Annotated in this window: 13 protein-coding genes; all 13 read right to left on the bottom strand. The window is 50.1% G+C overall.

Annotation, left to right across the window (positions count from 1 at the left end):
* Window positions 1-11 precede the first annotated feature (11 nt).
* Entirely contained in the window at window positions 12-1,277 is a 1,266-nt protein-coding gene (locus KNP00_RS11635; protein WP_215145416.1) for a S1C family serine protease, read from the bottom strand.
* Window positions 1,278-1,328: 51 nt separating this feature from the next.
* Window positions 1,329-2,120 (bottom strand): MBL fold metallo-hydrolase, encoded by a 792-nt coding sequence (locus KNP00_RS11630; RefSeq protein WP_215145414.1) that lies wholly within the window; start codon window positions 2,118-2,120, stop codon window positions 1,329-1,331.
* 13 nt (window positions 2,121-2,133) lie between these two features.
* Window positions 2,134-2,958 (bottom strand): two-component system regulatory protein YycI, encoded by an 825-nt coding sequence (locus tag KNP00_RS11625; RefSeq protein WP_215145412.1) that lies wholly within the window; start codon window positions 2,956-2,958, stop codon window positions 2,134-2,136.
* Window positions 2,945-4,327, bottom strand: a complete 1,383-nt coding sequence (gene yycH, locus KNP00_RS11620; RefSeq protein ID WP_215145410.1) for a two-component system activity regulator YycH — start codon at window positions 4,325-4,327, stop codon at window positions 2,945-2,947. Before yycH ends, KNP00_RS11625 begins: the two co-directional genes overlap by 14 nt.
* Window positions 4,327-6,168 (bottom strand): cell wall metabolism sensor histidine kinase WalK, encoded by a 1,842-nt coding sequence (walK, locus tag KNP00_RS11615; RefSeq protein WP_215145408.1) that lies wholly within the window; start codon window positions 6,166-6,168, stop codon window positions 4,327-4,329. Before walK ends, yycH begins: the two co-directional genes overlap by 1 nt.
* A gap of 3 nt (window positions 6,169-6,171) precedes the next feature.
* Window positions 6,172-6,882, bottom strand: coding sequence for a response regulator YycF (gene yycF / locus KNP00_RS11610; protein ID WP_215145406.1), 711 nt, complete (start codon window positions 6,880-6,882; stop codon window positions 6,172-6,174).
* A gap of 120 nt (window positions 6,883-7,002) precedes the next feature.
* Window positions 7,003-8,292: an adenylosuccinate synthase gene (locus KNP00_RS11605; protein WP_215145404.1), complete on the bottom strand. Its 1,290-nt coding sequence runs from the start codon at window positions 8,290-8,292 to the stop codon at window positions 7,003-7,005.
* Between the two features lie 158 nt (window positions 8,293-8,450).
* Entirely contained in the window at window positions 8,451-9,803 is a 1,353-nt protein-coding gene (gene dnaB, locus KNP00_RS11600; RefSeq protein ID WP_215145403.1) for a replicative DNA helicase, read from the bottom strand.
* 17 nt (window positions 9,804-9,820) lie between these two features.
* Window positions 9,821-10,264, bottom strand: a complete 444-nt coding sequence (gene rplI / locus KNP00_RS11595) for a 50S ribosomal protein L9 (protein WP_215145401.1) — start codon at window positions 10,262-10,264, stop codon at window positions 9,821-9,823.
* Window positions 10,261-12,252, bottom strand: coding sequence for a DHH family phosphoesterase (locus KNP00_RS11590; RefSeq protein ID WP_215145399.1), 1,992 nt, complete (start codon window positions 12,250-12,252; stop codon window positions 10,261-10,263). Before KNP00_RS11590 ends, rplI begins: the two co-directional genes overlap by 4 nt.
* Window positions 12,253-12,403: 151 nt before the next feature.
* The gene (gene rpsR / locus KNP00_RS11585) at window positions 12,404-12,634 is read right to left on the bottom strand and encodes a 30S ribosomal protein S18 (protein ID WP_015880232.1); all 231 of its coding nucleotides are present in this window, start codon (window positions 12,632-12,634) and stop codon (window positions 12,404-12,406) included.
* 43 nt (window positions 12,635-12,677) lie between these two features.
* Window positions 12,678-13,181, bottom strand: a complete 504-nt coding sequence (ssb, locus tag KNP00_RS11580; RefSeq protein ID WP_215145397.1) for a single-stranded DNA-binding protein — start codon at window positions 13,179-13,181, stop codon at window positions 12,678-12,680.
* 37 nt (window positions 13,182-13,218) lie between these two features.
* Window positions 13,219-13,506 carry a 30S ribosomal protein S6 gene (gene rpsF, locus KNP00_RS11575; protein ID WP_026824729.1) on the bottom strand — a complete coding sequence of 96 codons (288 nt, stop codon included), beginning with the start codon at window positions 13,504-13,506 and terminating at the stop codon, window positions 13,219-13,221.
* Window positions 13,507-13,526: the final 20 nt, after the last annotated feature.

Here is a 13,526-nt window from a genome sequence, read left to right as displayed (position 1 = left end):
TCGCCGCTTCTTTATGTTGCTTCAGTTAAGGTCGCCTCGGTTTCTCTTGCTTCCCCGCGACGTAAATACTCAATCGTAATCGTATCACCGACCGTCGCATCGCGATACAACGCATCGCGTAAATCGACGTATCGTTTAATCTCGCGGTCACCGATTTTTATGATCACGTCTCCGATGCGAAGTCCAGACTCTTCAGCGGGACTCCCCGAGGTGACCTCTTCGACGAAGACACCGTCTTCCTGGTCGAATGAGATCCCATACTCTTCCCGGACGTTCCCTGGTACGGCGATGACTTCCTGGATCGTGACCCCAAGCTGTGCCCGCGTCACCTGGCCATCGCGTTCTAACATGTCAATGACCGGCAGCGCCACGTTGACCGGAATCGAGAATCCGACCCCTTCTACGCTCGCCTCGGCGATTTTCATCGAATTGATTCCGACGAGCTCCCCGCGAACGTTGATGAGGGCACCGCCCGAATTACCCGGATTGATGGCCGCATCCGTCTGGATGACTTCCGCGTTATAATCCATCAAGCCGTCGCTGTTCGTATCGACCGGCACCGTCCGCTCGACACCACTGACGATACCACGGGTGACCGAGTTTGAGAAGACACCGAGCGGATTTCCGATGGCCATGACCGTCTCACCGGCTTGAAGGACGGTGGAGTCGCCAAGGACGATCGGTTTCGCCTCGATATTTTCTGGCAGTTCGACTTCGGCGACCGCCAAATCGTTGAGCGGGTCTTCGCCTAAAATCGTCGCCGATGCGATTTGACCGTCGGAGAAAGCGATATTGACCTCGTCCGCTTCTTCGATGACGTGGAAATTCGTGACGATGTACGCGGTGTCACCTTCCACTTTATAGATGACTCCGGAACCGGCACCCGCTTCCCATTGCGAATCAGAGGTGAAGGCGCGCTGAATGTTGGTGATGCTGACGACGGACGTCTTCGCCCCAAGCACTGCGTTTGTGACGTCGGATTCGGTGACGGTGACGGCTTGCTCTGTTCGAGTCAACTCATTTGTCACAAAACGAGAGGTTGGCGAATCCCAGAGCATCACGGTAACAAAAAATAAAGCCGCTCCTAAGAATCCACCAACCCCTCCGAGTAACAAAGGTTTTATGTTGGGTCTCGGCTTGTGGCGTACGTGCTCCTCTTGCTTCGGACGCCATTCGCTCCGAGACGGGTACGTCGAGTTCTCTTCTTTCACTTCTACTTCGTGCGCTTCAGGTTCGACGTCTTGAGGTTCATACTCATGGTGTCTCTCTTCATTCACGACGCGTCCCCCTTTCAAGACAGTGTGATACCTGTCTTTTCCCAAGTTTCTTTATAAAGAAACGAGTGAAGTCGGGATTGTCGGGTCCGTATCGCACAATTTAATTCGACCTAAGTCGACATCGCGCATACCGAGTGTTTGTGCGACGCTCATTTGTGCGAGCTCCTTCATGTTGTTGTCTTTGCTCAAGTGCGCCAAGTAGATCCGTTTTGTCCGGTCGCCGATGACCTCACTCATCGCGATGGCCGCATCCTCGTTCGAGACGTGGCCATAGTCGCCGAGGATTCGTCGCTTGACGCTCCAAGGATAACGTCCCATCTGTAACATCGAGACGTCGTGATTCGACTCAAAGATGAAGTCGTCCGCTCCACGGATGATTCCTTTCATCCGATCCGAGACATAACCCGTATCGGTAATATGGGCCAGACGTTTCCCGTCATGAGCAAACTGATAAAACATCGGGTCCGCCGCATCATGGCTCACGTTGAACGTCTCGATTTCGATATCACCGAACTGTTTCACATCTCCGACTTCGATTTGAAACTTCAAGGTGGGATCAATCTTGCCGATGTTCGCTTCCATCGCCGCCCATGTCTTCGCATTCGCATAAATCGGTAAGTTATATTTCCGGGCTAATATCCCGACACCTTTAATATGGTCGGAGTGCTCATGGGTGACGAGCAGTGCGTCAATCCCATCAAACGACCGACCGATGGCTTCGATGCGCTGTTGCATCGCTTTACCGGTCAGTCCGGCATCGACGAGCAATTTCGTCCGTTCCGTCTCGATATAGAGGGCGTTTCCGGTCGACCCGCTCGCTAACACACTATACTGTAAAGTCACGCGATCACTCCTTTCATTCTGCCGTTTCAAACTCGACACGTTCAACCGTACCATCAATCGCATTGACGAAGTAGACATCGTCATCAATCGCAATCGACCAAAGTGGTGGCATGATGATCAAATTGCCTGAACTGTCGAGTGGTAAGCTATAAAATCCTGTGTTGATGGCCCTCATGTCTTGGTTCGGTTGAAAATATTTCCGTGATGCGAGTTGGGAAATCGCTTCACTAGCTGTCAAAACGAGATCGTCTTGGGTTTTCGATGAGAGGTTTTTTAAGTGGCGCTGTTTGTAATCCGTCACTTCAAACGCCTCGTTCAGTTGAATCAAGATGAGGGAGGGACCGATATACACTTCCGTGTCCCCTTCGACCTCGGGTGTCGAAAAGATTTTATTGTCCTCGAACGTTTGGACGAAAGCAATCTGTCTCGTTTTTTCATCGTAACGCCAATAGGCATATTCATCTCCGAATGGAACATATTCCGCTACAAACGTCGAAGCGGTCGTCCGCAATTCCTTCGCATCAAGTGGGACCGGTTGTTTCAGTTCGACCTCGAGCTGCATGTTGTCGAGTGTCGTCGCCAGTTGCGCATCACGATTTTTCGTAATCATCGAAGCCGACATCTCTTCAGACGAGCCCGTCAAGTATCCGATGTCCCGACCCATTCGCGGCAATTTCGCCGGATCGACATTCCGCTGATCTAAAATTTGTGCAATCGACGTGTTATCACTCGTCACGACCTCGGTCGCCCACGTTTCGGTCAGCAACTGGAACAACAGATAGATGTTCAAGGCGAGGAAGGCGAAGATTAAAATCGTTTTCGCTTTACTCCAATCCACGATACATCATCCTTTCTGTCCAGCCTTCTGCTTGGTTGTATGGTACCCAACGTCCCGCCTCGCGCACGAACCAGTTCGGCGAGAACGTCACAAACCGACTCGTATCCTCGTTGTATTCAATCTCATACCCGATTCGAATCTCGGTCACATTCTCAAATCGTCCCGAATTGATGAGTGTGCCGAGCACTTCGTTCGCATCGGCCAATTGTGTCGTACCGACCGTGATCAAGCGATCGATTTCTAGATGGTGACGCGTGATCGAACGTACCTGTGCCCCATCGTTCTCGACACGTAGTGTGGATAAGTCGATGGCATCATTGTTGATGAACGCCTCACGTTGACTAAAGACCGGATATCCTCTCACATGAAAACGAAACACGCTCGTTTCAAAGCCTTTATTTGCTGGTGTGATGGCATCGAAGCGAAGAGAGAGCCCTTGCCCTTCCGAAGAATCATCGACCCATCCGCCGTGGAAGTTCACGAACTCCACGATTGAATCCAGTCCAAGTGCCACGTCACGTTCTGTACTGTTCCGAGACAAGTTTCGGTAACGACTCGCATTCAATGTCGCGTCATATTCGACAACGCTGACACCATTCGTCAATGCGCCGACCGAACTCGCCGGGTCGACCTCTTGAACGTTCGGATCGCCTGGGAAGAACGTTTCTCTCATCCAGTCGAGGCGAGCATCCAATTGAATGGACGAGACATCATACGCGAACAACTCATTCATTTCTGGACCGACGACCGGGATATAATTCACACGTTCATCAGTGTATGTGACACGTTTCATCGTTCGACTCGAATTTTTCAAGAAAAGGCTGTTCACGTCACCGTTTCCGACTTTTGTCAACTTGCCTTCCCAAATCGATTGGTCGCTCATGATGGCGCGGATGTTGAACGCACTGTTATCCATATAGATGAGGATCCGCTGAGGGATTTTCCCAGATAGACTATACGTTCCCGGTAGCATATAGCTAAGCGTGTCTGCATAGTAGGCTTCAGGCAAAATCAATTCGAGCCCCTCGTTTATATCCGTATAGAAGTTCGGTACGTTTTTCGCGGCGAGCGGCTTGAATTCACTTGCCTCAAACGAGTCCCGAATGACACGCATCAGTTGCTTCGGTGTATTTTTCGACGCAAAGACGGCATTGTTGTCGTGGACGACCGTTTGAACAGGAATGATGACCTGATTCGCCCTGCGCTGCAAGGACTCGTCCACCGTCGTCAGTTGTGTTTCCGATTGGACCGCCTGATAGGTAGGATGATAATCCCATAGAATGATCGTTTGAACGATCGACGTGACGATTAACGTGAGCAAAAGGAACGACTTCCACAGTTCTGGCTTTGCAATCGTAAATCGCTTCATCAATCATTCACCTCCACAATCGTATCGAACGGGATGGTGAAGTAAATCGTCGTGCCGCGACCAAACTCACTCTCTGCCCAAATGTCTCCACCGTGAGCGGAAACGACTTCTTTCGCAATCGATAGACCGAGTCCGGTTCCACCGATATTGCGCGCCCGTGCCTTGTCGACACGATAGAAACGCTCAAAAATTTTCTTCAAGTTCGATTTCGGGATCCCGACTCCCTCGTCTTTGATTCCAATGACGAGGCGTTTCGCCCGGAGCATCGTACGGAACGTGATCGTCCCGCCTTCTGGTGAGAACTTGATGGCGTTCGTGATGATGTTGTCGATGACCTGGGTCATCTTATCTTGATCGGCATGCACATACACGCGACGCTTCATCAGTTTGCGACGGAATTGAATCGCTTCTCCTTTCGTCATCTCATGACGGTCGATGATGTCGTTAAAGAATTGCACGAAGTCGAACTTCATTTTCTGCATCTTGTATTCCTTACTGTCCATCTTCGAGAGTTGCAACAGATCGTTGACGAGGCGAATCATCCGCTCCGTCTCGTTTTGCGTCGTCTCTAAGAACCGCGGTGCCAACTCATCATCCTGATAAGCCCCTTCTGCGAGGACTTCCAAATAACTGCGCATCGTCGTGAGTGGCGTCCGCAACTCGTGACTGACGTTCGCGACGAACTCACGACGGTCCTGCTCGACCTGCTCTTGTTCCGTGACGTCATGCAAGACGACGATGAGACCTGTGATTGGTCCACTATGCTTTTGAATCGGTGAGAAATAGGCACGAACGAGGAACAATTCTTCGTCCGTACTGAGGTCGATCAGCTTCGTCGGCATCGTTCCGTCTTCAGGGATGATGATTTCGTCTTCGAACGCGAGGAGGCTTTGTAAGTTTGCCCCCATCGCCTCTTCTTCAGCGACTCCGATCATGTCGCGCGCCTGATCATTCATCAAAATGACGCGCAACGAACGGTCCGTTGCGACCACACCGTCCGACATATTCTCAAGGACACTCGTCAATCGGCGACGTTCCGCTTCCGTCGTCGCGTTCGCCTCCATCAATTCATCCGTCAATTCGTTAAATGCATATGCGAGTTGACCGACTTCGTCATCTGAGTACACTTTTACTTTCCGCGAGAAATTCCCTTTTCGCATCTCGACAGCCTGCCTCCGCATATCGGCAATCGGTCGCGTGATCGTTCGCGACAACAAGATTCCGAGGAACGAGGTGATGATGAGCGCGATCAATGTTCCCGTCGCTAAAATGCGAGTCACTTGTTCCATCTGATTGTAGATGGACTGCATCGATGCCTCGATATAGATCATCCCGGTCGTCGTTCCATCTACTTCCGATTGAATCGGGACGGCGACGACACGCATCCGGTCATTCGAATCTTCGTAGACGAGCGTCTCTTGCGCCCCGCCTGTCGCGAATGACTTTTGGATGAACGTGCTCGCGGTGCGTTGTCCGACGAGACTTTGGTTATTTTGATTCGAGGTCGCCCGGACGACACTATTCGTGTCGATGATTTGGACTTCCCGAATGTCGTCAGCTAGCGTCGTGCTCTCTGTAAATTCAGACAGCAGCTGATCCAGTAACTGGTTCAACTGCTGGTCCGTGGTCGAGTCACTCTCGTTCGCGGCGATCCCTTCACTGACGTTATAGCTCAGTAGGTTCGCTCGGTCGACGAGTGACTGCGAGAAGTTGTTGATGTATTGTCGTTCTAGAGAACGTACAAAGTACACGCCGATGACTTGCATCGCAACGAGAATGAGCAGCGCATAGATGACGACGAGCTTCCACTGGATCGATTTAAAGAAGTTCGTCCGTTTCATCGTTTAATCTTCTTCCCCTGCCTTTAAATAATACCCGACGCCGCGACGCGTAATGATATACGTCGGTGTCGATGGGCTGTCTTCTACTTTCTCACGAAGTCGTCGCACCGTGACATCGACGGTACGCACGTCACCGAAGTAGTCATAGCCCCATACCGTTTGGAGCAAATGCTCCCGCGTCATTACTTGGCCAATGTTTTGCGCAAGATAATGAATCAATTCAAATTCGCGATGCGTCAATTCGATTTTCTCATCCCGTTTCGTCACCATGTACGAATCCGGGTGAATCGTCAAGTCGCCGAGCACGATATCGTTTGCGTTGGCTCCTTTCGTCTCCGGTGCCGGCGCCGTTGCGTGACGTCGCATGTTCGCTTTGACACGTGCCAGCAACTCGCGTGAGCTGAACGGTTTTGTGACGTAGTCGTCCGCCCCGAGCTCTAATCCGAGTACTTTGTCGATTTCGGAGTCTTTCGCCGTCAGCATGATGATTGGCATATCATACTTTTTCCGCACCTCGCGACATACTTCCATGCCGTCTTTAAGTGGAAGCATGATGTCGAGCAAGATGAGGTCCGGTTGAACCTCTTCTACCTTGACGAGCGCTTCTTCACCGTCATAGGCGACATGCACCTGATAACCTTCTTTTTCAAGTTTAAACTTCAATATATCTGCGATTGGTTGTTCGTCATCTACCACTAAAATCGTACGATCCATTCAGTGAGTCCTCCTCTTGTCATTAAACGTACATGCCTACATTGTAACTCTTTTTATACAGCTTAGAAAGCGTGGTCCATTTCCGTGGAAATGAAAAAGAGAGCCCATTGGCTCCCTTTCTTATGATTCGTAAATATCACGCAAGATGACCGTTTGCTCACGAGCCGGTCCGACCGAGAACGTCAACAACTCGATTCCTGTCAATTCCTCGATGCGACGCACGTAGCGCTTCGCATTCTCAGGGAGATCGTCGAAGTGACGGACACCCGTGATGTCTTCTGTCCAGCCTGGAAGTTCCTCATACACCGGTACACATTTCTCGAGGACACGGAAATTTGGCGGATACTCGTCAAGATGCTTTCCTTCATACTCGTACGATGTACAAATTTTGAGTGTCTCAAGACCTGTCAATACGTCGATTGAGTTAAGGCAAAGATCGGTGATCCCGCTGACACGGCGTGAGTGACGGACGACGACCGAGTCGAACCAGCCGACGCGACGCGGACGACCTGTCGTCGTTCCATATTCCTTCCCGACTTCACGGATCGTATGTCCGATTTCATCATCGAGTTGTGTCGGGAACGGACCGTCGCCGACGCGCGACGTGTACGCTTTACAGACACCGACCACATGATGAATCTTTGATGGTCCGATTCCAGCACCGCTTGATACACCGCCCGACGCAGCATTCGATGACGTGACGAACGGGTACGTTCCATGGTCGATATCGAGAAGAACACCTTGGGCCCCTTCAAAGAGGACTTTCTTCTCGTCGTCGAGTGCATCGTTTAAGACGACCGATGTGTCACACACGTGTTTTGCGAACTGTTGACCGTACGCGTAGTACTCTTCAAAGATGTCGTCGAACTCGACCGGGTCCACCTCGTACATTTTTACGAACATACGGTTTTTCAACTCGAGCACGGTCTTCAATTTCTCCGCAAACACTTCCTTGTCGAGAAGGTCAGCGATACGAATCCCGATACGCGCCGCCTTATCCATGTATGCCGGACCGATTCCTTTAAGTGTCGTGCCGACTTTTGCGTCACCTTTCGCGTCTTCCTCGAGACGGTCTTGAAGCTGATGATACGGCAAGATGATATGCGCCCGGTTTGAGATCCGGAGGTTATCCGTGCTCACACCGCGCTCATGTAAGTAAGCAAGTTCTGTCACGAGTGATTTCGGGTTGACGACCATCCCGTTCCCGATGACACACGTCTTATCCGAATAGAAGATCCCGGATGGAATGAGATGAAGTTTATATTTCGTATCATTGAAGACGATCGTATGACCAGCGTTGTCTCCCCCTTGATAACGCGCGACGACTTCGGCTTGTTTCGATAAGAAATCGGTGATTTTCCCTTTCCCTTCATCGCCCCACTGCGTTCCCACTACGACTACTGATGACATAATGAATCCTCCTTATTGATCAACGTTCTGTTCAAACCATCCGTAAGTGTACACTTGAAAAGCGATAAAGTCAATTGAATACCGAACGTTTTATATAAGATGTAATTATTCGTTCGTTATTTTGTTATTTACCTAGTAAAAAAAAGACACCACCGACGTTACATCGGTGGTGCGAAGGCTTGTGTCTCCATATTGACGAACTTGTTGTACTCTTTTCGGAAAGAGAGCTTGACCGTGCCGGTCGGACCGTTACGCTGTTTTGCAATGATGATTTCAATCGTATTGGCGTCTTCACTCTCTTTATCGTAATAATCATCACGATAGAGGAAGGCGACGATATCGGCATCCTGCTCGATCGCCCCTGATTCCCGGATATCCGACATCATCGGTCGCTTGTCTTGACGACTCTCAACCCCACGCGAGAGCTGGGACAAGGCGATGACCGGTACTTGAAGTTCCCGTGCAATCGCTTTGAGCGTACGCGAGATTTCCGATACTTCCTGTTGGCGGTTCTCTCCCGGTTTTCCGTTCCCGACGATGAGCTGCAAGTAGTCAATCATGATCATCCCGAGACCGTGCTCTTGCTTCAAACGGCGACATTTCGCTCGAATCTCGTTGACCCGAAGACCCGGTGTATCGTCGATATAGATGCCTGCCTGAGAAAGTGACGACATTGCGAGTGATAGGCGTCCCCAATCTTCCGCTTCAAGGCGGCCGGTCCGGAGGCGTTGGGCATCGATGTTCCCTTCCGCACACAACATACGCATGACGAGCTGCTCGGCACCCATCTCCAAACTGAAGATGGCGACGTTCTCGCCCGTACGGACCGCGACGTTTTGCGAGATGTTCAAGGCGAACGCCGTCTTCCCGACAGATGGACGAGCGGCCACGATAATCAGGTCGTTTCGCTGGAAACCGGCTGTCATCTTATCTAAATCGGTGAACCCCGTCGCAATCCCGGTGATCTCTCCGCTCGACTGATGCAACTTTTCAATCGTCGAATACGCATCGGATAAGACAGAACCAATCGGGTGGAAGCTCGACTGTCCCTTTCGTTGCGATACTTTTAAAATATTCCGCTCGGCATCTGACAGCACGGAATCGACTTCATCTTGACGCTCATACCCGTCCGAGACGATGTTGGTCGCCGTCCGAATTAGGCGACGGAGCGCCGCTTTTTGGTCGACAACGTTCAAGTAATAGCCGATATTCCCGATGGCCGGGACGGATTCAGCGACCTCTGCTAAATAGTTGAGGCCTCCGATCTCGTCTATAATCCCTTGCGCCTGCAGTTCGGAACTGAGCGTGACCAAATCGACGAGCTCACCCCGATCGTTGATTTTCAACATCGCTTCAAAGATGCGCTGGTGGCTGACACGATAAAAGTCGTCCGGGTCGACACGTTCAGAGGCCGTGATCAATCGGTCTGAATCGAGGATGATCGCCCCTAAGACGGCTTGCTCCGCTTCCACGCTATGCGGTGGTGTATTGACTTGAATCGCATCACTCATCCGTCTCTACCTCACCTTCAAGCTTCTTGTACATGTACGTTCAACGTCGCGACGACGTCGTGGTGCAACTTCACTGGCACTTTCGTGAAACCGAGCGCCTTGATCGGATGATCGAGTTCGATTTTACGCTTATCAATTTTATAGCCCATTGATTTGAGGGCATCTCCGATTTGCTTGCTCGTGACCGAACCGAACACGCGACCGCCTTCTCCGGCTTTCGTTGTGACGACAATCGTTTCTTTTTCAAGCTTTTCTTTGAGTTGTTTCGCTTCTTGCAACTCTTCTGCCGCAGCTTCTTCGGCCCGACGCTCTTTCGCTGCGAACGCTTTTAAATTACCTGGCGTCGCTTCAACCGCCAAATTTTTCTTGAATAAGACGTTTTTTGCGTAAGCATCTGCCACGTTCTTCACTTCTCCGGCTTTCCCTTGTCCTTTTACATCTACTTTCAAAATGACTTTCATTCTAATTCCTCTCCTTCGGTTTCATCTGTCAAATAATGATCAATTGCTTCTTTCAACAAGACGTTCGCTTGTTCACAACTCATCTCAAGTTGTGTCGCCGCATTCGTCAAATGTCCACCGCCATCGAGCATTTCCATGATGACTTGGACGTTGACGTCACCGAGCGACCTTGCACTGATTCCTGTCCGCCCGTCCGGCAAGATGGCGATGACGAATGATGCTTTGACGCCTTCCATATTCAGCAGTTGGTCTGCCGACTGGGCAATCAACACTTGATGATGCGCTTCGTCATCAGAAGCGACCGCAATCGCCATACCGTCCGCATAAATTTCGGTATTTTTTAATATTTGCGACTGCTCGATATACGCATCAAGGTCTTGGCGCATAAAGTGCTGTACGAGAACCGTATCGGCCCCTTGAATCCGTAAGAAGGATGCCGCATCAAATGTACGCGAGCCAGTACGGAGCGTGAACCCTTTCGTGTCGACCATGATTCCCGCAAGAAGTGACGTCGCCTCGAGAATTGAGAGTTTGCGACTTCCGACTTGATACTCAATCAACTCCGTAACGAGTTCACACGTCGACGAAGCATAAGGTTCCATATAGACGAGAACCGGGTCCTCGATAAACTCTTCACCGCGACGATGATGGTCGATTACGACGACCCGCTCCGACCGATGTAAAATGTCCTGCGAAATGACAAGTGATGGACGGTGTGTATCGACGATGACGAGAAGTGTCTGTTCATCAATAAGTGGTTGCGCCTCATATTCAGTCAAAAACTGGCTATATAGCGTATCATCATTCTCTACTTCTTGAACAAGACGCTGAATCCCGATACTCGTCTCACCGGAAGGGATGACGACGTACGCCTCACGTCCGACAAACTCGGCTAATTTCATTACCCCGATGGACGCCCCAATCGAATCCATGTCTGGATTTTTGTGTCCCATCACAAGGACACGACTTGATTCTCGAATCAAGTCACGCATGGAGTTCGAGATGACACGTGCCCGGACGCGCGTTCGTTTCTCTGTCGGATTCGTCTTCCCTCCGAAGAAACGTACCTTTCCGTTATGGCGCTTGACGACCGCCTGGTCACCACCGCGACCTAGTCCGAGGTCAAGACTAGATTGAGACAAATTGCCGAGCTCAGTCAATGTCGTCTCGCCACACCCGATCCCAATCGATAACGTCAACGGAATCTTTTGCTCTTTCGTCGATTCACGCACTTCGTCTAAAATCGAGAATCGGTTGTTCTCCAGTTCGGATAACGTCCGCTCATTCATGACGAGGAAAAAGCGATCCGCTGCCGTACGGCGCATGTATACATGATGTTGTTGCGCCCATTGGTTGAGAAGGATCGTCACACGACGATTGACCTCACTCCGTACCTGTTCGTCCACCGCAGTCGACATCTCATCATAGTTATCCAAATACAAAATACCGATTACCGTTTGCGATTGCACATATTTTTGCTCAATCTCTGCCTCTTCTGTCATATCAAACAAATAAAGCGTACGATGTGCTTGATTGTAGAAGACGCGGTAAACACGGTCACCCACCTCAATCGTAGCCTCGTCCTCTTCCTCTTCAATCAGTTCCTCGAATGAACGATGGAGCGCGTCGAGCGGTATACCGATTGCCATATCGAGTTCAAAGATTAGCCGGGACTGTTCATTGTACCAACTGATGCGTCTTTCCTGATCGAACACTAAAATTCCAATCGGCATCGTCGTCAACGCTTCTTCTCCGACATCTTTAATCTGATGAGATAGAGAGAGGACATACTGTTCCCAAATTTTACGCTCTCGTCGCATCGTCACTTGCTGATAAATGAAAAAAATCAGCGTACCCATAAACAGGGGGACTGCCGCTACAATGCTGTATAACGCCAATCCTAACGAAACAAAGAATCCAATCACATATGGCGTCATGTGTCGCGTGTATTGGTTCTTGACGGATGTTTTTACTTCACCACTGTGCATGTATGCCTCCTAAAATGAGTAATGTTCACCCATGGAATCGTAAAGGTTTCTGCTCTATCATACCATATTCGTCGGTTTCACTTACACACTTACAGACAAGATGAAATACAAAAAAACGACTTATCCAAAAGGATAAGCCGTTCGTCAAACATTACTCTGCAACGTATGGAAGCAAAGCCATTTGACGTGAACGCTTGATAGCGACAGTAAGTGGACGTTGGTATTTCGCTGAAGTACCAGTCACACGACGTGGAAGAATTTTACCACGCTCCGAAACGAAGCGTTTGAGCAATTCTACGTCTTTATAATCGATATGAGTGATGTTGTTCGACGTAAAGAAACATACTTTACGACGACGACGACCTCCTGGACGACGTGCCATGTGAAGACCTCCTTTATAGGTTAGTTTTAATTGTCAATGATGCTTAGAATGGCAAGTCATCATCTGACAAGTCGATTTTACCGCCACCCGAGAACGGATCCGCGTCAAAACCTTTATTTGAGGATTGGGATGAAGCCGAAGAGGCTCCTGCGCCCCATCCTGATCCACTTGATTCACCACCACTGAAGACATCTCCAGATGGTGCTTGCTCACGTTGCGCTGAGGCACCGCGTGGTTCTAGGAAGCGTACGCTATCGGCGACTACTTCTGCCCGGTAACGACGTTGGCCATCTTGTCCTTCGTAACTACTGATCTGAAGGCGACCGTCAACGCCGGCCATGCTGCCTTTTTTCAAGTATTGCGCTACGTTCTCTGCTTGTTTGCGCCAAACGACACAATCAATAAAGTCCGTCTCACGCTTCCCATCTTGTCCAGCGAATGGACGATCGCAAGCGAGAGTAATGCGTGTTACGGCGATTCCGCTCTGCGTATAACGCATTTCTGGATCGCGAGTCAATCGACCAACTAACACAACTCGGTTAATCATCTCCAAGCTCCCCTTTCACGATACGAAACGTTAAGGATTAACGCTCGTCTTTTGTTGTCATTTGACGGACAACGTCGTCAGAGATCTTCATGAGACGCTCTGTTTCTTGGATCGCTTTAGGTTCAGCAACGATGTTAAGAAGAACGTAGTGTCCTTCACGCATCTTGTTGATTTCATAAGCGAGACGACGTTTACCCATGTCTGTTGTTTTTTCAACAGTACCGCCGTTTTCAGTGATGACGTTGTTGAAGCGTTCGATCAAAGCTTTCTTCGCTTCCTCATCAACTGATGGACGGATAATGTAAAGAAGTTCGTATTTACGCATTATCTTTCACCTCCTCTTGG

The organism is Exiguobacterium qingdaonense, from assembly GCF_018617855.1.
Taxonomy (GTDB): Bacteria; Bacillota; Bacilli; order Exiguobacteriales; family Exiguobacteriaceae; genus Exiguobacterium; species Exiguobacterium qingdaonense.
This window is presented reverse-complemented; position numbering and strand designations above follow the sequence as displayed.